The following is a 21,990-nucleotide window of genomic DNA, read 5'->3' as shown; positions in this document are numbered from 1 at the left end:
CAACAAGCTCATGATACCCCAATTCTGTAAGAAAAAAAAGTACAGATTAACAGGTATCGTATTTACCTTTAAATTAACGCTAAATTTCACCTTGGAGAGGAGCTTACATAGTATGAAAATCTTCAAACGGACCATGCTCCTGATCGTCATGCTGCTTTTGGTGGTCGCCGGCTATTATTCTTACGCCTTCTACAGCTTCGCTAACAATATCTCTCATAATTCTGACAGTGCGAATGGGAAAGGTAATGGAAGCACAACCTTTATTCCGAACAACGCGAAGGATGCGGATAAATACACACCACCGAAATGGGAAAGCAAGCAACGCGTAAATATCTTGCTGTTAGGCGGTGATTCTCGCGGCATGGTGAAGAATGAGTTACCAAGATCAGATAGTATTATGTTAGCCTCCATCGATCCAGTCACAAAGAAGGCTCATCTGTTCTCGATTCTGCGGGATACCTACGTGAAAATCCCCGGTGAAGGCGAAGATCGGATTAATACCGCGATTACGACAGGCGGACCTAATTTGGCCATGAAAACCGTTAGCGATCTCCTTGGCATTCCGGTTCAATATTATGTATACACCGACTTCAAAGGTTTCATCGCATTGATCGATGCGGTTGGCGGCATTGATATTGATGTGGAGAAGGATATGAAATATTCCGACTCCGAAGATGACCATGTATACGACATTAATTTGAAAAAAGGACAGCAGCATCTAGATGGCAAAACAGCCCTGCAATATGTTCGCTTCCGCCACGATGCATTGTCCGACTTCTCCCGGACGGAGAGACAAAGAAAGTTCCTGACAGCTGTTGCGGCTAAAATGCAATCCACTTCATCGCTGATCAAGCTCCCGCGTATTCTGAATGCAATCGATCCGTATATTGATACGAATCTTAGCGTAACAGACATGCTCAAGCTCGGAAGCCTTGGGTATGAAGCCAAAGCTGATGGCATCGTCACATCACAGCTTCCCCCTTCAGACTTACTGATGGAGAAAACGATCCGCGGCGCTTCGGTCATTACAGCGGATAAGGTGAAGCTTCAAAAGTATATGAAAGACCTATTTGCGGGTACAGCTGAAGCTGATTCAGGACCAACTAAGCCGTCACCTTCTCCAACACCGAAAGTTGCTGCGAAAACAGTGAAGTAGGATGCATGAGCAGGATACGGAATTATAGCAGGAATAGTATGAGAGCATAGCGTGAAAAAACGGATAATAAGAGTGGGTATCCACTCTTATTTTTTGTATGGGTGCGCAATTCGCCGAGGGTGTATATTGCTGAATATAATAATCGCGAATGACAAAAATGGAAATTTGTTATTCGTAATTTGCGTCCTCTCGATCCCCTTCGCTTGGCGCAGGTCGCTACTTAATGAATTAATGAAATCAACCACTACTACATATAAAGGAATGATATCGTCATGGAACGCAAGCAATCCGAACTCCTCTATCAAGAAGCACTGCAACACATCGTCGGCGGGGTCAACTCCCCATCACGCTCATTCAAAGCTGTTGGCGGCGGCGCGCCCGTCTTCATGAAGCGTGCGCAAGGCGCACACTTCTGGGACGTAGACGGGAATCGCTTCATTGACTACCTCGCCGCCTATGGCCCAATCATTACCGGTCACGCCCATCCGCACGTGACCGAAGCGATTATCCGCGCCGCACAGAACGGCACGCTGTACGGCACCCCGACCGAACTCGAGATCGAGTTCGCCAAAATGCTGAAGTCGGCGATTCCCTCGCTCGACAAAGTGCGCTTCGTCAACTCCGGCACTGAGGCCGTGATGACGACGATTCGCGTGGCGCGCGCGTTCACGAAGCGCACCAAGATTATTAAGTTTGCCGGGTGCTACCACGGCCACTCGGATCTCGTGCTGGTGGCGGCCGGCTCCGGGCCGTCCACCCTGGGTACGCCTGACAGCGCAGGCGTGCCGGCAAGCATCGCGCAAGAGGTCATCACCGTGCCGTTCAACGACATCCCGGCACTAGAGGCCGCGCTTGCGCGTTGGGGTGAAGACATTGCCGCGGTGATGGTCGAGCCCATCGTCGGCAACTTCGGCATGGTCATGCCCCATGCCGGTTACCTCGAGCAGCTCTGCGCAGCTGCTCGCAAACACGGCGCCCTCGTCATCTACGACGAGGTCATCACAGCGTTCCGATTCCATTACGGATCGGCACAGACCTACGAAGGCCTCCCTATCCTAGAGGGAGGCCCCACCGAAGCCGCCGCACGCTTCGCCGCCGTGGAACCGGACCTGACGGCCCTCGGCAAAGTGATCGGCGGCGGGCTGCCGATCGGGGCCTACGGTGGCCGCAAGGAAGTGATGGAGCAGGTCGCGCCTCTCGGACCTGCGTATCAAGCCGGCACGATGGCGGGGAACCCCGCCTCCATCTCCGCCGGTATCGCCTGCTTGGAGGTGCTCCAGCAGCCGGGTGTTTACACCAAGCTCGAACAGCTTGGTACAACACTCGCGAATGGCATCTCCGAATCCGCCGCCCGCCATGGCATCGCCTTGACGCTGAACCGCATCGGCGGCGCCTTCTCTACTCATTTTTGTGATCATCCGATCACCAATTATGAGGAAGCGCAAGATACGGATGGCGAACGCTTCGCCGATTTCTTCCGACTTATGCTGGAGCAAGGCATTAATCTTGCCCCTTCCAAATACGAAGCTTGGTTCATGACAATTGCCCATACAGAGGCTGATATTACTCAAACGCTCGAGGCTGCAGACCAAGCTTTCCGAATAATGAAAACACGATAGTCGTCCCAAAAACGAACTATGATCCTATTAGGATTGTAGTTCGTTCGTCTTTCTACCCTAACATGCGTTGTAAGAATTATACTTTTATTCACCTGTATACAAAAAAGGTAACGCTTACATTTATGATTTCCGTCTGCAAGTATTGTCGGATGAACTTTTTCATGCTATTCTAAGATTACTTTTACCCTTTTAGCCAAATCGCTTGTTTTCACAGTATTTTCCTAGAAACTTAGGGCATGATTTACAAATACTGCATGGTTTTTTGTGTGTGATGCCTTACTTTACTACGAGTCGATTTATGCCGTATTTCGAGAGACTTATCTCCTGTAAATTGGTATGATATTCAGTTGAATTGCATTTTTATACACAATTATGCATATTTCGGATTTAGCCCACAATGTGGAATTGTCCCGGAAATAGGATGGCTAGCAGGCTCGACCGTGCCAGAATGCAAGAAGCGTAAGTAAGAGGAGTTTAATTATGTATGGGGGGTGACGGTCAGGCAACTGACCAGAGCAATGAATGAAATTATGCGTAATGAAGGCCGTTTTCAAGATCTACTAGGAACCGAACACGACAGCTGCGGTATTATTTGTATTATTGAGAAGAATGGTCATCCTTCCCGTGATAACATCCAAAAGACGATTGATGCCCTTGTTAAAATGGAACATCGTTCTGGATTTATCAATGGTGAAGGCGATGGTTGCGGTATTCTAACAGATATTCCTCGTGCTCTCTGGGAAAAGAAGTTAACAGATGCGGGTCTGGACAGCAAACTTGCTTATGACAACCGTTTTTCTGTTGGACATATCTTTGTTCCACGCAAGTTGGATTTGACTGTTACTGAGATTCAAAACGGCATTCGTGAGCTTTTTGCCTCCCATGATGTATCCATTATTCTAGAGCAAGAAAACCTAGTTGATAGCGGCTCATTAGGCGCTAATGGTTTGCTCGATGAGCCTACGTTCTGGCAAATTGCAGCCATCAGCAATAAGACCGAAGGTCAAGTTGCCGATCACCTTTATGAACTGCACATTGCGATTGAAGATCGTTACAACGTTCATGTTGCTACACTTAGCAATGTAACATCTGCCTACAAAGTATTAGGTGCAGCTAGCATCCTACCTAAATATTTTAACGACTTGCGTGATCCATTATTTGCATCCCAAGTAACGATTGGTCATAACCGTTATTCAACGAACACATTGTCCAGCTTCTTCCGCGTTCAACCGTTCTCCCTTCTTGGACATAACGGCGAAATTAACACGGTGAAGAAACTTCGCCTTGAAGCTGACATGGTTGGCGTTCCGCTTGTAAGCGGCGGGTCTGACTCCCAAGACATGAACAGAACGATTGAAACGTTCATTCACCGTTTTGGATTGTCCCTTTTCGAAGCGATGGAAATGGTGTTCCCTCCTATTATTAATGAAATGAAACAGTTCCGTCCGGAACTTCAAGATCTTTATGTGTACTACCGTCAAGTATGGGGCCACTTTGCACAAGGTCCAGCAGGTATCGTTTCCCGTTACGGTAACGAGTGTATTTTCAGCGTAGATGCGTTAGGTCTTCGTCCAGTATGGATGGTTGAAAGTGACACGTCCCTGTACTTCTCATCGGAGCAAGGTGTTATTACGGTTGGCGAAATGGTTGCTGATCCAAAGCCAATCGCACCAGGTGAGAAAGTCGGTGTTGTTCTAACACCAGGCGAGCACATTCAAGTGATTCCTTATCATGAAGTTCAATCCCTCGTGTATGAGCGTGTGAGCAAGCGTGTAAATATTGGCGGTCTCCGCTCGTATTTGAACCCTACTCAAACGAATACAGAAGCTGAGCTTAATGAGAATATTGTTACAACTGATCAAGTGTACAGTTCATTTGGTTGGGACCGTGATGGTATTTCACACATCGAATCCATGTCCGAAACAGGCGCTGAGCCCATTCGTTCATTGGGCCATGATTCACCTCATGCAGCTCTTGCGTGGGAACGCCAGAACGTGCCTGACTTCATTAAAGAAAGTGTTGCTGTTGTTACGAATCCGGCTATTGACCGTGACCGTGAAATGGAACACTTCTCTACACGTGTTATTGCCGGAGCTCGTCTTCCGGTATTTGCACAGGTGGATAGCAACCTTCGTCTTGAGCTTCTTACTCCGCTTGTTCTTGAAGGAACGAACGGTGTAGGCAGCGAAGAAAACCTGTCCCAGCCATCATTGGAGCAATTACTTGCACAATTCCGTGCACAAGGCGATAACAAAGTAGCTGTTCTATCCACAACTTTCGCTAGAGGGACTTCACTGAAGGATGGTTTGGCTGCACTTGCTGCCGATGCGATCTCAGCTGTTCGTAATGGCGCGGTGCTGCTCGTCTTGGACGATTCAGAAGCTCACCAAAATGACCGCTTGTGGCTTGATCCTCACCTTGCTGTTTCCAAAATCGATATCGCACTTCGTGCAGAAAAACTCGGTTTCGGCGACAACCTGCGCCGCCAAGTTACATTGATCCTTCGTTCAGCTGCTATTCGCAGTCTGCATGATATCGCGGTAGCTTGTGGTCTTGGTGCAGATGTGATCTCACCTTACTTGTTGTTCTCCACGGCTTCTGACAAAGAAGGCAATGCAGCAGCAGCACGTAAAGTATACGCGGCTCTTACAAAAGGGCTTGAAAAAGTCATTTCAACGATCGGTACGCATGAGCTTCGCGGGTACACACGTTTCTTCTCCTCCATCGGCTTCCATCCGGAAGTATCTGAGGTACTGGATATCGTGAACTACCTTGGTAGTGAAAAAGCAGGTACTGGCTTTGCTCAGCTTGAAGCTGAAGCTGAAGCTCGTTACGCAGATTTCATTAATCCGAAAGCGAAAGCAGCGAAAAACTTCCGTTTCTTCCAACGTATGTGGAAAGCGCTAGGCGATGCTGCATCAGGAGCTGCTCCTTACAGCGACTACCGCGACAAACTGCGTGAAGAAGAGAAGAAGAATCCGATTTCCATTCGTCACATTGCGGGCTTCAAAGCAATCAGCGATGGTCGTCAACCACTTGATCCGTCGCAAGTTGATATTTCCATTGGCGGTCACTCCTTGCCGATGTTGATCTCTTCGATGTCCTTCGGTTCACAAAATGAAACAGCTTTCCGTGCCTACGCTGAAGCCGGCGAACGCTTGAACATGGTTACCATGAACGGCGAGGGCGGAGAGATTAAAGATATGCTTGGCCGTTACAAAAGAACGCGCGGAGCGCAGGTCGCTTCCGGACGTTTCGGTGTTAACATTGAGCTTGCTAACGCAGTAGCTTTCCTTGAGATCAAAATTGGCCAAGGGGCAAAGCCAGGTGAAGGCGGTCACTTACCAGGTTCCAAAGTTACAGCGAAAATCGCTGAAGCTCGTAACGCTACAATCGGTTCAGACTTGATCTCGCCATCCAACAACCATGATATCTACTCCATCGAGGATTTGGCGCAAATCATTTCCGAGCTTAAAGAAGGCAGCGGTCGTAAAGCCAAAATCATCGTAAAAATCCCAGTTGTTCCTGGTATCGGTACGATTGCTGTTGGTGTAGCGAAAGCTGGCGCTGACGTTATTACCCTTTCCGGTTTCGACGGCGGTACAGGTGCGGCTCGTATTCACTCCTTGACGCACGTTGGTCTTCCAACGGAAATTGGAACTAAACTTGCTCACGTTGCTTTGATTGAAGCTGGTCTTCGTCACCGCGTTGAGCTGTGGTCCGATGGCGGTCTGAAATCAGGCGCTGACGTTGTTAAAATGGTTATGCTTGGTGCAAACCGTGCTGGTTTTGGTAGTATCGCTATGCAATCCATTGGTTGTACAACATGTCGTGGTTGTCATTTGGATACTTGTCACGTGGGTATCGCAACACAAATCGATTCCATGGAAGAAGCTGAAGAAAAAGGTCTTCGCCGTTTCGTACCTCGTCAATTCGATCTAGCTGTTGACAGCCTGGTTCGTTTGTTCGGTTCGATGGGTGAAGAAGTACGTGAAGTCGTTGCTTCCCTTGGTTTCAAAAGTTTACAAGAACTTGTTGGCCGTTCTGATCTTTTGGAGCAAATCAGCCACATTGAACGCATTGATCTGTCCGACATTCTTCGTCCAGCTCCACTTCAGTTCATCTCTGAAGAGACAAGAGCGGCTGAAGCAGCAGCAGTTTCGTCCGATATCCGTATCGCGGCAGGTGCTGAAGGACTTGAATTCTTCCCAGATTCTGTATCGTTCGATGCTCCTGTCGTTCGCAACTGGTCCAAAGTGGACGCTGAGTCCCGTATCCTTGGAACTCGTTATTCCAGCCATCGCGTAAGAGACCGTTTCAACGGCAGCTACGATGAGCTTCCAGCAGTTGCACTTAACTTGATCGATGGTTCCGTTCCTGGTAACGGTCTTGCCGCATTCAATGCGCGTGGCGTAGACATTACGGTACACGGCGGTGCTGAAGACGGTCTTGGTAAAATGGCCTTCGGTGGTAAAGTAGCTATCGTGAAATCACTTGGCAAAAACAATACCTTCATCAATGGTAGCGTTGGTAAATCGTTCGGTTACGGCGCTCAAAAAGGTTTGTTCTTGATCCAAGGCAGTGCAGATACACGTGCATGTATCCGTTTCTCCGGTGCTGATGTTGTATTTGGCGGCGAGATCACAACGCCTCTGCAAGATGAGCTTGGCGGTCTAGCAGCTCGTGCGAACCTTAAAGGCTTCGCGTTCGAGTACATGACAAACGGCCGTGCCGTTGTTATGGGCGATCCAGGTCCATGGATCTGTGCAGGTATGACAGGTGGGGTTATCTACCAACGTCTAGTGCCAGAAATGGGTCTTGATCAAGCAGCTATCGAACGTCGTATTGCTAAAGGTGCTAAAGTTAAACTTGAGCCTATTGGCCTTCAAAGTAAAAAAGATCTTACTGAATTGCTCACAGCTTACCACGCTGAGCTTGCGAACTCCGGTCAATCCGAAGCCGCGGCGAAAATCGAAGGTTTGCTAAGCAATCTAGAAGCTAACTTCATTCGGATTTCCCCAGTCAACATGCAAGCTGACCAATCCGTTGCTACAGAATAGTATCAATGCAAATAACTCCATCAGACCTTCATCGGTCTGGTGGAGTTTTTTCGTAATTGCAAGTGTTATTGGTGCATAAAATGCGAGCAGTTATCGCATTTTATTAGTGCAACACCATCCGCATGCCACAGGAGGTTTTCAGCTATGAGCCACTCGAAGCGCCGCCAAGAAGCTGCATGGAAGGGTCGTAAACAAGCTCAACATCCACCACATGGTAAGGTGAAAGCCCTGGCCGAATTCGCCAGTGAGTATGACGCGGAAAACAAGTAATTAGGATCCCCCCCTCTTCTCCCACACGTTAGAGGGACCAACACAAAGAGCCCGTTCGACCTATTTCTAAGGAAATAAGGTCTTCGGGTTCTTTGTGTTGGGTTAATGTGCAAGATTCGGAAACTTCCCTACGCCCCCTCAGAGTTAGTCGGTTTTTCCGACTAACTCCACTGGCGAAGTACCTAAATCCTCTAAGTTAGTCGGTTTTCCCGACTAACTCCCCCCCTCGAACTTCCGTTTTATGACGGTATCTGTGACTCACTGTTACGCCCCATTAAAGGCGTCATGCTCTTCGGAGGTAGCGAGAGGGCTTGTACACAATTAAAGCTAAACATGTTGCTCCCTCACATTCATCTTGTCTAAATCAGGTGGAACACGGTGATGGGTAGCTTGTTCGAAGCCGTAGGCGATTTGGATCAAAGTAGGTTCACTGAAAGCTCTGCCCGAAAAAACAACACCAAAGGGCCCCTTGGTTGAATGACCACGTGCGTCGATAACTCCATCTTCGGCATATCCAGCCGGAACGGAAATCAACGGATAGCCCAATCGCGCCGCGATATACAGCCCATCCACATCACCTGGGAGCAAGAGCGCATCTAGGTCATCTTGGTCTAGTGCATAGTCGATCCCTCGCTGGAGAGGCAGTTCTTTGTAGGCTTTTATCTTCTGCAGATAGGTTGCCTCCGTCAAGGTCGTTTCTTGTGAGCGAACGAGTGTGTCCTGCCCGAATAGCAGAGCAGCCTCTGCATGGTTGTGGTTATACGCGATCAGCTCTTCCAAAGAGTGAACAGGTATGTCTTCAGCCAGTTGCGATAAATAGGCATTCAGGCCTTTTTTAAATTCATACGTGATAGCATCATTGTTCCAGTTTTGCTGTTCCACATGTAAACTAACCGGGTCCACGATTGTTGCGCCTTCCTTTGTCAATGTTGCAATGGCGGCTTCCATAATGGCTAATCTTTCTTTGTCCAAATGTTGATAATAATGCCGCGGAATACCGATTCTGGCCTTTCGTACAAAACTTACATCCAAAAACGGTGTGTAGTCTTGCAAAGTGGCTTTGCTGCTCGCAAAAGTAGCCGGATCCTCGCTGTCAGTACCCGTTAATGCCCCTAACAAAATAACAGCATCTTTAACCGTCCTAGCAATCGGCCCAGGGGTATCCTGACTGCTTGAGATCGGGATAATACCCGTACGGCTCACTAGACCAACAGTAGGCTTGATCCCCACTACATAATGCTGACTTGACGGCCCAACAATAGAGCCTGCCGTCTCTGTTCCTATCGAAGCAGCTCCTAGATTTGCAGCTACTGCCGCTGCTGAACCCGAGCTAGAACCGCTCACGAACATTTCCCCAGGACCATAAGGATTCAGCACTTGCCCGCCACGTGAACTATATCCTGCTGGCATGGAGCTGGACATAAAATTCGACCATTCCGACATATTCGTTTTCCCAAGCAAAACGGCACCTGCTGCTCGCAGTTTTGCGGCTACAAATGAATCCTTAGCCGCATACGAATCCGCCAGCGCAATCGATCCAGCACTTGTATGCATGTTATCCTGTGTATCGATATTATCTTTTAGAAGAATCGGTATCCCATGTAAGTTCCCTCGGCTCCCTGTTTCCTTACGTTCTTTATCTAAGTCCTTTGCGATTTGAATCGCGTCAGGATTGATTTCTAAGATCGTATTGATTGCTGAATCATACTCGTCAATTCGCTCTAGATATACTCGAACAAGCTCCTCTGAGGTTACTGAGCCTGTCTCCATGGCAGCTTGCATACTTGCTATATCCGCCTCTACAATCCAATCCTTTAGTTGCTTAATCACTTGATCGACTCCCTACTGCTTCTTCAGTCACTTACTTGTTGTATACAACTTACCATAAGCAGGGATAGGGCACATATAGAAAGATTAACTATAGTCGAATTAGGCGGTAATTCCCTGTGCATGTATCCCCTACCTACGAACCCCATGCAGCTTGCAAATTCGCTCGACTGCACGTAAATGATGCTTGGCATGTCCAGCCATCATTTTCAGCAATTGTGCAACGGTTTCTTCCCGATTCATCGTCCTTATGGTGCGGTCTAATGCATCTGGAAGATACTTGCACAACCCAATAATATGCTGCCTTGCCGCTCCAAATAACAGGATTTCTGTAGCGATTGGCCGCTCTGCATACTGGAGTCCCCGATGCCAATCATCTGGTTGAAACGAATTTCCTGTGTACATCCGCCCCGGTTCCGCAAGTGCAAATTTCACTTTGTTCAGGGTGATCAGCTCCAAATCGATCAGATGCAGCACATGCTCACGTATCGACCACTTGTCATGTACTTCACATAAGTTAAGATGTGCATCGGATAAGCGGTCAATAGCTTGATGTAACTCTTCCACGCCATCTCCATACATCTTCATAATCTCGATATGAGATGGAAACAGCTCTTCCCAGTAGACCAGTGTATATCCATCAAGGGTTGGAACATGGCGTTCACGAATATGCTCTGATTCCTGACTCCCTATGGCCTGCTGGAAGCCTCTGGCGAGCAAGTTCGACTCCACGTCAGCTACAGAAGCTACACCGATGTAAACAAGGCTTCCAGCTTGTGCTGCGCTGTAATTCGGTCTTAACCAACGGTTCAGAACCTCACTCGCTTCACACCCCTTCACGACTAGAACAGCCTCATCTGCTGTATCACCTATGTGCAGCAATGCCGCACCACAAGCCTCGTCCCGCTCAAGCAGCTCCCAACCTAGCTGACTCCTATAAAAAGCTATCGACTCCTCCAAATTGCTCACGTCGAGCAATAATCTAGCCCTGCCGCTCTGCACCATCTGCCCTGCCTCCATTTCCGCACAAAAAAAATACGCTCCGTCTTAACTTCGACGGAGCGTACATCCAAACCTACTTCTTGGCCGCTTGGTAGGCCTCGATATATTGCGCAGCCTTCTTCGCAACAAGGCTGTAGTTTCCTGTTTTGACCGCTTCGCTAGTCAAATCGGAGCCGATGCCTACGGCAACTGCGCCGGCCTGGATCCATTCGCCGAGGTTGCTCAGCGAAACCCCGCCAGTAGGCATAATGTTCGCCTGTGGCAGCGGACCTTTAATGGCCTTAATCATCGCCGGGGAGTACAGATTACCCGGGAAGAGCTTCACGATGTCCACGCCAAGCTCTAGCGCGGCTTGAATATCAGCAATGGTCATGCACCCTGGCATGATCGGCACCCGATACCGGTTACACAGTGTAACCGTGCTTGGGTTCAAAGATGGGCCGACAACGAACTCGGCCCCGCTAAGGATCGCGGCACGCGCCGTTTCGGGGTCAAGGGCTGTGCCCACCCCGATAATTGCGTACTTAGACGCGTCTTTCGCTGTGCTCGAGTAGCGCTTCGCCAGCTCCTCGATCGCGCGCAGCGCGAAAGGCACGGTCATCGTGACTTCGATGACTTTGATCCCGCCAGCGATCGCTTGATCCGCCATTTCGACGACTTCTTCTGGTGTATCTCCACGTAGGACGGCAACGACGCCCTCATTTGTAATTTGCTGAAGTAATTGAAGTTTCTTCACTGGTCATCTTCCCTTCCATGTGTAAGCATGTATGATTTAGGTTCCGTATCTTCTTCCCAAACAATTAACGTTCAATATGTTTAATGTTGTTAAGTACTGCTTCCACTTGCTCCCACGTTGGAGCGCCTTCCCAGTCACCTTCCGTCTGCACGATCATGGAGCCCACCAAATTCCCGATGCGAACAGCCTCAGGGTACTCATACGCTCTCAGCACGCCCACCAAAAAGCCCGCACAAAACCCATCGCCCGCACCAACGGTATCAATGACTTGCTCTGCTTTGAAGTAAGGCACTGTTGTAATCGTATCCGCCGTAACGACATAGGTCACATCTTCTCCACCTTTGACAATGGAAACCGCCGACAATTCGCGCAGCTTGCTCACGATGACATCCCAGTCTTCGGTTTGGTACAGCAGTTTCAGCTCGTCCAAGCCCGGTAGGAAAATATCCGACAGTTTCGCCAGCTCAAGCAGCACAGGACGCGCATCTTCAATGTTCCACAACTTCAATCGCAAATTCGGATCAAAGCTAACTTTCACGCCATGCTTACGAGCCAAACGAATAGCTTCGAATGCTGCCTCTCTGCACGATTCACTTAGCGCCGGTGTGATACCGGTAATATGCAATATTTTAGCCCCAGCGATGTAGGCCTCATCCAAATGTTTCGGGCTCATCTGACTTGCTGCCGAGTTTTTGCGATAGTAGTAAACGGACGTTTTGCCCATTAGAACTTCACGCATCATGAGTCCTGTTGGCGCATCGGGCGTCAATTCCGCACGGGAAACATCGACACCTTCACCCCGGATTTTTTTGAAAATCATACGACCTAACGGGTCCTTACCTAGTCTGCCGAACCAACCTACATGACCGCCAAGGCGTGAAATGCCGATCGCCACATTGCTCTCTGCACCGCCAAACAGGCTATACAGCTCCGATGAGTACTCTAAGCCCTTACCGCCTGAAGGCATAAGCAGAGCCATTGTTTCTCCAAACGTAATAATATCTGGTCCTGATCCTGTATTTACCGACATAGAAGCACTCCATCCATTCCGATCACGACTCGCGTGTCCCGTTAATTGAAACGTTTAAATAAATGAGATATCTCATATTATAGAGGATTTGAACGGATTTCACCAGACTTTTACGAAGAGCTGCTGCCATTCCAAATAGAGGAAAAAACCTCTCGCTAGGGCATCCCTCAGGGAACGACCTTGCAAGAGGTTATTTTTACTTCACAAACCCTGTCGCTTCAGCTACTGCGAGCTCGTTCTGGAACTCCTCGTGAATATGTCCATTCGTCGCCATCACGTTACGAACCCCCAAGTGGTAAGGCTTGCCTTCCGTATCCGTCACACGACCACCTGACTCTGTAATGAGCAAGGCACCTGCTGCAATGTCCCAGGCGTTGAGACCGATTTCCCAAAATCCGCTAAGACGCCCAGCAGCCACATAGGCCAAATGCAGCGCTGCGGAGCCTGCCACACGGATGTTACGAACTTTCGGCGAAAGCGCCTGAACGCCCTTCAGATTAATAGGCAGCGCTCCATCACGGTCAGCTGGGAATCCAGTAGCAATTAAGCTGGTAAGCAGCGTCTCATCTTCGGAGACTTCCGTCTTTTTACCGTGCATGTAAGCGCCTTTCCCCTTCTCAGCAACGAATAATTCGTCTCGTGATGGGTCGTATACGACCCCTACGATGACTTCCCCTTTATGCGCCAATGCAATCGACACGGAGAAGAACGGAAAACCATGAACGAAGTTCGTCGTGCCATCAATGGGATCTACGATCCAGAGATACTCTTCATCACTCATTTCTTGCAGTGCTTTGGCTGACGCCTCCGGTCCTGGCTCTACGCCTTCTTCCCCAAGGATGGAATGGTTAGGGAAATGCGTCATAATCAAATTACGAATCAACTTCTCAGAACCTTTATCAACCTCGGTCACGAGGTCTTGCGCAGAGAATTTCGTCCCTACATGATTTATATCTCCGAGCTTGGTTTTGATCCACTGACCTGCCTTAGCTGCCGTATTAATAGCTACAGCTGTAAAACTTTTACTACCAACAACAAATGTTTCCGTCCCACCATTTACCATATATATCAACTCTTTCTTTTCATTAATTTAGATATTACGTTAAGTATAGTAAATTATACGTTTCTAATACTAGTGCGTTTCATCCTAATTTATTCGTACATTTTCACATTGGCGTCAAAATAAATGACTACACCGTCCTATTGGACGGAGCATTTATCTAGAAATATAGCCAACAAATGTAGTGAAACAATTTAAACTATATTTGGAATTTAAACGAAAAAAACCGTATCGGCACCAACGCCGTACGGTTTTCAATCTTCTTTTATCTATGAAAATATAGCCTTCTATATTCCAACAATGTGGTATCCGCCGTCTACATAAATAACCTCGCCAGTGATTCCACGGGACAAATTACTCATAAGGAACATCGCCGTATCGCCAACTTCAGCTGTATCAGTTGTTTTGCGAAGCGGTGCTTTCTCTTCGACTTGACGCAAGATGGAATTGAAATCCTTGATGCCTTTGGCAGCCAACGTACGGATCGGTCCAGCCGAGATGCCGTTAACGCGGATACCGAATTGGCCAAGATCTGCCGCGAGGTAACGAACGCTGGCTTCAAGCGCAGCTTTGGCAACGCCCATCACGTTGTAGTTCTTCATAGCACGCTCTGCGCCAAGGTACGTCATCGTCATGATGCTTCCGCCTTCTGTCATCAGCGGGTAAATGCGTTTGGATACGGCCACTAGGGAGTAAGCACTGATGTCATGCGCAAGCGCGAAACCATCGCGTGATGTATCCACGAACAGCCCGTCCAGCTCTTCTGTTTTGGCAAAAGCAATACTATGTACAAGTCCATGCACGACTCCGAACTTCTCTTTGAGCGCGGAAGCCAAGGTATCGATTTCTGCATCTACGGTTACGTTACAAGGCATCAACGTGGAGCCTGGGATCGTATCAGCAAGCTTGCGTACGCGTTCTTCAACACGCTCGTTTTCGAACGTGAACACCAAATTAGCGCCTTGCGCGGCTAAAGATTGTGCAATGGCCCAAGCGATACTGCGGTCATTAGCAACACCCATTACAAGTATATTTTTTCCGTTTAATAATTGACTCATGGTTCGTAGAAGCCCCTCTCACAATGGGATGGTTAGTCGTTCATTCTCCAAAGTACCCCATTTTGTCCAACAATTCAAGAAAAATATGGGATTAGAGCTGTAGCGACGCTTCATTGAGGGCTGTGACGCCTTCTTGTTCCTTGAGGTCCTCCATGAGCTTGAAAAGAGCACTATCCTTCATCTTCGCTTCGATCATGATATCGAGCTTTGGCGTGATAGGGGCTATAGCTTTCAGGAAATTGTATAAGGGTCCTACCTCCACATAATCGGCGTGACTTCTTGGTTCTGTTTCGCCTTTGGGGCTGGAAACGTGAATTTTGGGTGGGAGCGAGGATGATGCATCATCCAGGTTCAAGCGTGCGCGTTTTAACCAGGTTTCTTGAATGCGAGGCCACAGCTCGACTGCGTCTTCGCCATTGTTGTTGACTGCATGATGATGCACATCCAATACCATGGGAGCACCGACTTCCTCAGCAATCTCGAGCGTCTCAAGGGCATTGAACGTTTTGTCGTCATTTTCGAGCGTGATTCGCTGTTGAATGGGCATACGCATGGCGGTGAAGTTTTGGACAAATCGCTTCGCGGATTTAATTTTATCCCCATAGGAGCCGCCAACATGGATGTTGCACATGGCTTCCATACCAAGCCCCATGGCATTGAGCATGGCGGAGTGACGTTCCAAGTCTTCGACCGATTTCTGGAGCACATCCTTTCTCGCGGTGCTGAGCACGGTGAAGTGATCGGGATGAAAGCTAACGCGCATGTTGTTCTGCTTGGCATAGCTGCCAAGCTCCTCAAACTCCGCCGATAGGGATGGAATCGGGTCCCAGTCGCCCAGCATCTCATGGCCAATCAGCGGGATGAATCGGGAAGAAAACCTAAACACCATGATGTCATGAGCACGATTATGTTTGAGCAATCGGAGCGTATTATGTAAGTTCTCAGCGCCGATGCGCTGCAGCTTGCGAATAGCTGCTTCTCGATCGAGCAGCTTGCTGAAATTTGTTGCCGTCATCGTCTTGGACGGGGAAGCATTCTTTACCACAGTGGACATGGCTACGTATCCTAGGCGAATAAGCATGAGCAGGGTCTCCTTTTTCTCAGGATGATCTAAATTAGGTTACCCTTGTAATCTGGCGCGCATGCGGCAATGTTTGGCACAATTAGCTAGAGAATGGTTTGATAAGTGTATGGTGCTGGCTTTCCCTCGCGAATCTCATTGGATAAATCCAGTGAAATGGGCAATCCTAGGGTCGAAATCTCCCCTTTGATTGGATTTATCCATTAGCGGCCTCTATTTATGGTCGATATAGGGGCATTCCTGAGCATTTGAGTGGATTTCTCCAATCAAATCGCGTTTTAGGCAGCTAAATTGAGCAATCTACTGGATTAATCCAATGGGATGGGTCGGGCGCGGCAGTTGGGGGATGAGTTGCGGAGGATGGGCTCGGATGTATGGCGATGAGTTGCGGGGAGAGGATGCGAGGAATAAAGATAAATTACATTGCGGGCTCAGATTACTATGGTTGCTGCGATTGGTTGTAGATGCTGTAGGTGCTGAGGCTCCCCACCCACCCTATACAAAAAACACCGTCCTCATCAGACGGTGCTCTCCATACTTCTATTTCCCAGCTTGCTCTCCGAAAAACATTTCGAACGCAAGCGAAGTTTGAATGCGAGCTTCTTCTTCGGTTAACCGACGAATGAGCTCCATCTCCACTTGTGTAACCTCATCACCTTGGAAATTGATTTCCGCAATGGAGGCAACGATCCGGACGATGGCGATCGCTTGATTCTCAGGCGTGTATGCGATAACCTTCTGGCCTGTTGGGAAAACGCGAAAGCCGCTTTTTACCATTTTGCCGCGGCCATACTCCAGCAGCTCGTAGAGCTCTTGCTCGGACTTAAACTTACAAACTGAATTGAATTCCGTTTGAAAACCCATGGTTTATCTACTCCGCATCGAAAGAATATTGGATATTTTGTTTAGCTGCGTGGCGCTCAATCGCCAAACGAATGAGATCATCCAGCAGCTCTTTATAAGGTTTACCTGTCTCTTGCCATAGCAATGGGTACATGCTGAAAGGGGTGAAGCCAGGCATCGTATTGATTTCATTGATATAGATTTTCTGATCTATTTTGCCTAGGAAAAAGTCCACACGTGACAACCCGCTGCCATCAACCGCCAGGAACGCACGAAGTGCCAGCGCTCTGACCTCATCCGACACCTCTTGGGGGATCTCGGCAGGAATAATCATGGCTGATTTACCGTCCAGATATTTGGCTTTGTAATCGTAGAATTCATTCGAAGATACGATCTCACCTACGACAGAAGCGATAGGCTCATCATTCCCCAGAACGGCAACTTCGATTTCACGGGCATCGATATTTTCTTCAATAATAACTTTGCGATCATATTGGAAAGCAAAAGCAACTGCCGCGATCAGCTCTTCTTGATTTCTAGCTTTGGAAATCCCAACGCTTGAACCTAAGTTAGCCGGTTTCACGAAGCATGGGTAGCCAATCGCTGTCTCCAGCTCCATCAGGTGATAAGCGCGGTTCTTCTCCCATTCGGTACGGGTAAAATGGCGGAAAATACACTGCGGAAGTCCTTCCTGCGCGAAAACTTTCTTCATCATGACTTTATCCATGCCGACTGCAGAAGCCAGTACACCAGCACCTACATATGGAATGTTGGCCATTTCCAAAAGTCCTTGAATCGTCCCATCTTCCCCGAACGTTCCATGCAATAGCGGGAATACGACATCTAATCCGAGATCCTCCGCTCCAACGGAAGTAATAGAAGAAACAGCTATGTCACCCTTCGTTTGAATACCACCAAAAATCGGTGCCAGTGCGTTGGAAGCAGGAGCTCCAGCATCTTCCGTACTGAAGGTTAGGGCTTCCTTGGACTCAGCAGGACCTAAAAGCGGTGTTCCGCTTCTCCACTCGCCTTTTTTGGATATATAAAACGGTGTTATCTCATATTTCGTGAAGTCCACAGCTTTCATAACCGCCAATGCTGTTTGCAAAGACACGTCATGCTCGCCGGATTTCCCTCCATAAATTAAACCAATTCGTATTTTGCGGCTCATTACGTACCTCCGTCTAGTATTTACAAATCTCTATGCCATCTTACATTTCATCAGCAACATGAATGAACGTGTATTTCGTCCGTTCCGACCAAGCAGGTGAATCCTTGTATGCCCAGTACCGATTACGGCTATTAAAGGTATGCGCATTAACAAGCGGCATCCCATTGGCATCTTTACCTATTACGATTGTATTGTGCTGGTAGCGACCATCGCCATCCCAATCATAGCTGATGGTGTCTCCTGGCTGTAGCTCCCAAGCGTCCTTAACGACTGTACCTGTCAAACCATGCTTATGAGGGCGTTCCAAATAATGATGCAAGCTGTTGGCTACGGCCCAACTATAGCTCCACAGCTCTTGATGCCCTTTTTTGCCAGCATACCACCAGCCCGAATCCCTTTTCCCAGTATAGTCCATTGGAGCCCCGCCTGCAAAGAGGCATTGCGAGACATAATTCGTACAATCTACTTCAAAATACTCATAACTCGGATTCGGTGTTTGCCACCATTTTTCCGCATATTGGACGGCTTTAGGACGATTATAAATGATTTTGCGGTGAGCGGATTCCAGACCACTCGTATTGCGTATACTAGGATTGATATAAGGAAGAGATGGTGAGCTGCGCTGGGCGTCTAGGAACGTCTCATTCTCTGACAAATGGAAGCTGCGGCCGCGGCTGGGCTGGGACTTTTCGCTTTGTAAAAGCTCCGCGCTTTGAACTTTCCAGCCTAAAGCATTTTGCTCGATGATCACGCGTTCTGACTCTATACGCTCCTCCTGATGTTCTACTAAACCAATTCGATAGGTCAAAAACCGATGCAACTGGATATCCGCAATAATACCATATGGCAATTCCTTAACACCCTGCATACGGAGCTTGGTTTCTCCGCGCAGCAGCTTAGCGTCACGTTCTCGGTAACTGTTCAGGAGCCTTCGCACCTTGACATCCTGTTTCCGTACATAAGCGCTGTCCGAAACAAATGCTTCCAAGGGTGTGGATGAGCCCTCAAGCTCAGCCTGATTTTTCGCATGAATGTAATTGTAGAGCGCTGTTTTCCAGGACATCTTGGTATCCCTCCTTAGCTTTTATTAAGGTTTTAATAAGTTTTGCTAAGACAAGCCCGAATTGCTTTGAATTGATTCAATATATGACATTTTGACGGTAAAAATGATTGAAATTAATCTTTACTCACACGTGGCGAAGCGCTATACTTGAGGTAGAGGGAATTATGAAATCGAGTTTCACTAGATGAAATTTGATGGCATGGTTAGATATTATAATTTGAGGAGGAACTACCTATGTCCAATAAGGACTCTTTTTCTGTGCGCAAGCAGTTAACTGTCGGCACGAAATCGTTCCAGTATTACAGCCTTCCTGACTTTGAAAGCCAAGGTCACGGCACAATTAGCAATCTGCCAGTTTCGATCCGCGTATTGCTTGAAGCTGCCGTTCGTCAATTCGACGGTCGCGCGATTACAAGTGAGCACGTGAAGCAAATCGCTGGCTGGGCTCAAGGCCGCGATGAGAACAAAGAAATTCCTTTCATCCCAGCTCGTATCGTTCTTCAAGATTTCACAGGTGTACCTGTCGTCGTTGACCTTGCGGCAATGCGTGCGACAATGGCTCGTGAAGGCGGAGATCCTAAACGTATCAACCCGCTTGTTCCTGTTGACCTTGTAATTGACCACTCTGTCATGGTTGATGCTTTCGGATCCCCGGATGCACTCGAAATGAACATTAACTTAGAATTCGAAAGAAACGAAGAGCGTTACCGTTTCTTGCGTTGGGCACAAACCGCATTTGATAACTTCCGTGCTGTTCCACCTTCAACAGGTATCGTTCACCAAGTTAACTTGGAGTACTTGGCATCTGTTGCAGCTACCAAAACAATTGACGGCGAAACTGTCGTGTACCCGGATTCCCTCGTAGGTACAGACTCCCATACAACAATGATCAACGGTCTTGGTGTTGTAGGTTGGGGCGTTGGCGGTATCGAAGCAGAAGCTGGTATGCTTGGTCAACCTCTATACTTCGTCGCGCCAGACGTTGTTGGTTTCAAATTGACTGGTCAATTGGCAGAAGGCGCTACAGCGACTGACTTGGCATTGACAGTTACACAAATTTTGCGTAAAAAAGGCGTTGTTGGTAAATTCGTTGAGTTCTTCGGTCCTGGACTAAGCAACATTTCCTTGGCTGACCGTGCAACAGTTGCGAACATGGCTCCTGAGTACGGAGCAACAATCGGTTTCTTCCCTGTCGATAACGAAACATTGAACTACTTGCGTGCTACTGGCCGTGAAGAAGAGCAAATCGCGCTTGTAGAAGCTTACTATAAAGCACAAGGCATGTTCCGCACAGACAGCACGCCAGATCCAGTGTTCACAGATGTTCTTGAGCTTGATCTTAGCACGGTAGTTCCAAGCTTAGCTGGTCCTAAACGTCCGCAAGATCGCGTTGAGCTTACAAACATGAAAGAATCTTTCAATGCTATCATCCGTACACCGATCGAAAAAGGTGGCTACGGTTTGACAGAAGAGAAAGTGGCTGAAGTTGTTGATGTTGTGTATCCAAACGAAACAGTTAAAATGGGTACTGGCGCAGTCGTCATCGCGGCGATTACTTCCTGTACGAACACGTCCAACCCAAGCGTAATGATCGGTGCTGGTCTCGTAGCAAAAAAAGCGGTAGCCCTTGGTTTGAAGAAACCAGCTTTCGTAAAAAGCTCTTTGACGCCAGGTTCCCTTGTTGTTACTGAGTACCTGATTAAAGCAGGCCTTCTTGAGTCCCTAGAAGCTCTTGGCTTCCACGTTGCAGGTTATGGCTGTGCAACTTGTATCGGTAACTCCGGTCCGCTTCCAGACGAAGTAAGCAAAGCGATTATCGACAACGACATGACTGTTGCTGCTGTTATCTCCGGTAACCGTAACTTCGAAGGCCGCGTGCATGCACAAGTAAAAGCGAACTACCTTGGATCACCTCCATTAGTTGTTGCTTATGCTCTTGCAGGTACTGTAAACATCGATCTTGCGACAGATCCAATCGGTAGTGACCACACTGGCAAACCTGTCTACTTGAAAGATATCTGGCCTACAAACCAAGAGATTCAAGATGCTCTTAACATTGCTATGAGCCCTGATATGTTCCGTGACAAATACAGCAATGTATTCCGCGCTAACGAACGATTCAACCAAATTCAAATCCCTGAAGGCGATCTGTACGAGTTCGACACGAACTCCACATACATTCAAGAGCCTCCTTTCTTCACAGACCTAGGCACAGTTCTTGATGATATCGCTGATATCCGCAGCGCAAAAACACTTGCACTTATGGGCGATTCCGTAACAACGGATCACATCTCCCCTGCTGGTAACATCAAAGTTGACAGCCCTGGAGGCCAATACTTGATCAACCATGGTGTAAAAAGAGAAGACTTCAACTCCTACGGTTCCCGTCGTGGTAACCATGAAGTGATGATGCGCGGTACGTTCGCGAACATTCGTATTCGTAACCAAGTGGCTCCAGGAACTGAAGGCGGCGTTACAACTTACTTGCCAACTGGCGAAGTTGAATCCATCTACGATGCTTCCATGAAGTATCAAGCTGAAGGCCAAAACCTTGTCGTTATCGCAGGTAAAGAGTACGGAACTGGTTCTTCCCGTGACTGGGCAGCCAAAGGTACTTTCTTGCTAGGCGTTAAAGCTGTTATCGCTGAAAGCTTCGAGCGTATCCACCGTAGTAACCTTGTTGGAATGGGTGTTCTTCCACTTCAATTCGTTAACGGCGAAAGCTGGAAAACGCTAGGAATTACAGGTCGCGAAACATTCGACATCACAGGCCTTAGCAACGACGTACAACCAGGTTCAACAGTAAAAGTTACTGCAACTCGTGAAGATGGCACTAGCTTCGAATTTACAGCTCTTGTGCGTTTGGATAGCTTGGTAGACGTAGACTACTACCGTAATGGTGGTATCCTGCAAACCGTTCTTCGTTCGATTCTTGCAGAAAACAAAAACTAATCATAAACAACCAGCAAAACACACACACACAAAAGCTCGGGATTGCCTTCATGGCAGTCCTG

The 21,990-nt window shown here is 48.1% G+C and carries 15 protein-coding genes; 5 read left to right on the top strand and 10 right to left on the bottom strand.

The window, feature by feature from the left end; genetic code table 11:
- Positions 1–112: 112 nt before the first annotated feature.
- The 4 genes from L6I86_RS14860 to L6I86_RS14845 all read left to right on the top strand — a co-directional run bounded on the left by L6I86_RS14860 (position 113) and on the right by L6I86_RS14845 (position 8,105).
- Positions 113–1,156: an LCP family protein gene (locus tag L6I86_RS14860; RefSeq protein WP_236288225.1), complete on the top strand. Its 1,044-nt coding sequence runs from the start codon at positions 113–115 to the stop codon at positions 1,154–1,156.
- A gap of 272 nt (positions 1,157–1,428) precedes the next feature.
- Positions 1,429–2,775: a glutamate-1-semialdehyde 2,1-aminomutase gene (locus L6I86_RS14855; protein ID WP_276574861.1), complete on the top strand. Its 1,347-nt coding sequence runs from the start codon at positions 1,429–1,431 to the stop codon at positions 2,773–2,775.
- A 530-nt stretch (positions 2,776–3,305) separates the two neighbouring features.
- Positions 3,306–7,835 carry a glutamate synthase-related protein gene (locus L6I86_RS14850; protein WP_236288274.1) on the top strand — a complete coding sequence of 1,510 codons (4,530 nt, stop codon included), beginning with the start codon at positions 3,306–3,308 and terminating at the stop codon, positions 7,833–7,835.
- 144 nt (positions 7,836–7,979) lie between these two features.
- Positions 7,980–8,105, top strand: a complete 126-nt coding sequence (locus L6I86_RS14845) for a DUF6254 family protein (RefSeq protein WP_235549887.1) — start codon at positions 7,980–7,982, stop codon at positions 8,103–8,105.
- Positions 8,106–8,432: 327 nt separating this feature from the next.
- On the opposite strand, the gene L6I86_RS14840 is transcribed toward L6I86_RS14845, so the two are convergent.
- From L6I86_RS14840 to L6I86_RS14795, 10 genes are all read right to left on the bottom strand, one after another.
- A complete protein-coding gene (locus tag L6I86_RS14840; RefSeq protein ID WP_276574860.1) occupies positions 8,433–9,935 on the bottom strand; it encodes an amidase family protein in 1,503 nt (500 codons plus the stop codon).
- Positions 9,936–10,064: 129 nt separating this feature from the next.
- On the bottom strand, positions 10,065–10,937 hold the full coding sequence (locus L6I86_RS14835) for a DinB family protein (protein ID WP_236288223.1): 873 nt from the start codon (positions 10,935–10,937) through the stop codon (positions 10,065–10,067).
- A 70-nt stretch (positions 10,938–11,007) separates the two neighbouring features.
- A complete protein-coding gene (locus tag L6I86_RS14830) occupies positions 11,008–11,670 on the bottom strand; it encodes a bifunctional 2-keto-4-hydroxyglutarate aldolase/2-keto-3-deoxy-6-phosphogluconate aldolase (protein ID WP_056617588.1) in 663 nt (220 codons plus the stop codon).
- Positions 11,671–11,734: 64 nt separating this feature from the next.
- A complete protein-coding gene (locus tag L6I86_RS14825) occupies positions 11,735–12,700 on the bottom strand; it encodes a sugar kinase (RefSeq protein WP_236288221.1) in 966 nt (321 codons plus the stop codon).
- Positions 12,701–12,896: 196 nt separating this feature from the next.
- The gene (locus tag L6I86_RS14820) at positions 12,897–13,763 is read right to left on the bottom strand and encodes an inositol monophosphatase family protein (protein WP_236288219.1); all 867 of its coding nucleotides are present in this window, start codon (positions 13,761–13,763) and stop codon (positions 12,897–12,899) included.
- Positions 13,764–14,047: 284 nt separating this feature from the next.
- The gene (gene fabI / locus L6I86_RS14815) at positions 14,048–14,818 is read right to left on the bottom strand and encodes an enoyl-ACP reductase FabI (protein WP_028555353.1); all 771 of its coding nucleotides are present in this window, start codon (positions 14,816–14,818) and stop codon (positions 14,048–14,050) included.
- 91 nt (positions 14,819–14,909) lie between these two features.
- On the bottom strand, positions 14,910–15,899 hold the full coding sequence (gene uvsE / locus L6I86_RS14810) for a UV DNA damage repair endonuclease UvsE (RefSeq protein ID WP_236288217.1): 990 nt from the start codon (positions 15,897–15,899) through the stop codon (positions 14,910–14,912).
- A 540-nt stretch (positions 15,900–16,439) separates the two neighbouring features.
- Positions 16,440–16,763, bottom strand: coding sequence for a hypothetical protein (locus L6I86_RS14805; protein ID WP_236288215.1), 324 nt, complete (start codon positions 16,761–16,763; stop codon positions 16,440–16,442).
- A 7-nt stretch (positions 16,764–16,770) separates the two neighbouring features.
- Positions 16,771–17,913 (bottom strand): D-alanine--D-alanine ligase, encoded by a 1,143-nt coding sequence (locus L6I86_RS14800; RefSeq protein ID WP_236288213.1) that lies wholly within the window; start codon positions 17,911–17,913, stop codon positions 16,771–16,773.
- Between the two features lie 40 nt (positions 17,914–17,953).
- On the bottom strand, positions 17,954–18,976 hold the full coding sequence (locus L6I86_RS14795; RefSeq protein ID WP_236288211.1) for an amidase domain-containing protein: 1,023 nt from the start codon (positions 18,974–18,976) through the stop codon (positions 17,954–17,956).
- A 234-nt stretch (positions 18,977–19,210) separates the two neighbouring features.
- Between L6I86_RS14795 and acnA the strand changes: the two genes are divergently transcribed.
- Complete coding sequence (acnA, locus tag L6I86_RS14790) at positions 19,211–21,928, top strand: aconitate hydratase AcnA (RefSeq protein ID WP_236288209.1); 2,718 nt, start codon at positions 19,211–19,213, stop codon at positions 21,926–21,928.
- The last annotated feature ends 62 nt before the right edge of the window (positions 21,929–21,990 follow it).

Source organism: Paenibacillus allorhizoplanae, assembly GCF_927798215.1.
Taxonomy (GTDB): Bacteria; Bacillota; Bacilli; order Paenibacillales; family NBRC-103111; genus Paenibacillus_E; species Paenibacillus_E allorhizoplanae.
Note: the sequence above shows the minus strand (reverse complement) of the source record. Positions and strands in the feature narration are given on the sequence as shown.

What these genes read in the sequence shown, in the direction of transcription:
- L6I86_RS14860 (WP_236288225.1), top strand. Translation starts at nt 113, where the DNA reads ATGAAAATCTTCAAACGGACCATGCTCCTGATCGTCATGCTGCTTTTG.
- L6I86_RS14855 (WP_276574861.1), top strand. Translation starts at nt 1,429, where the DNA reads ATGGAACGCAAGCAATCCGAACTCCTCTATCAAGAAGCACTGCAACAC.
- L6I86_RS14850 (WP_236288274.1), top strand. Translation starts at nt 3,306, where the DNA reads ATGCGTAATGAAGGCCGTTTTCAAGATCTACTAGGAACCGAACACGAC.
- L6I86_RS14845 (WP_235549887.1), top strand. Translation starts at nt 7,980, where the DNA reads ATGAGCCACTCGAAGCGCCGCCAAGAAGCTGCATGGAAGGGTCGTAAA.
- L6I86_RS14835 (WP_236288223.1), bottom strand. Translation starts at nt 10,937, where the DNA reads ATGGTGCAGAGCGGCAGGGCTAGATTATTGCTCGACGTGAGCAATTTG.
- L6I86_RS14825 (WP_236288221.1), bottom strand. Translation starts at nt 12,700, where the DNA reads ATGTCGGTAAATACAGGATCAGGACCAGATATTATTACGTTTGGAGAA.
- L6I86_RS14820 (WP_236288219.1), bottom strand. Translation starts at nt 13,763, where the DNA reads ATGGTAAATGGTGGGACGGAAACATTTGTTGTTGGTAGTAAAAGTTTT.
- fabI (WP_028555353.1), bottom strand. Translation starts at nt 14,818, where the DNA reads ATGAGTCAATTATTAAACGGAAAAAATATACTTGTAATGGGTGTTGCT.
- uvsE (WP_236288217.1), bottom strand. Translation starts at nt 15,899, where the DNA reads ATGCTTATTCGCCTAGGATACGTAGCCATGTCCACTGTGGTAAAGAAT.
- L6I86_RS14805 (WP_236288215.1), bottom strand. Translation starts at nt 16,763, where the DNA reads ATGGGTTTTCAAACGGAATTCAATTCAGTTTGTAAGTTTAAGTCCGAG.
- L6I86_RS14800 (WP_236288213.1), bottom strand. Translation starts at nt 17,913, where the DNA reads ATGAGCCGCAAAATACGAATTGGTTTAATTTATGGAGGGAAATCCGGC.
- L6I86_RS14795 (WP_236288211.1), bottom strand. Translation starts at nt 18,976, where the DNA reads ATGTCCTGGAAAACAGCGCTCTACAATTACATTCATGCGAAAAATCAG.
- acnA (WP_236288209.1), top strand. Translation starts at nt 19,211, where the DNA reads ATGTCCAATAAGGACTCTTTTTCTGTGCGCAAGCAGTTAACTGTCGGC.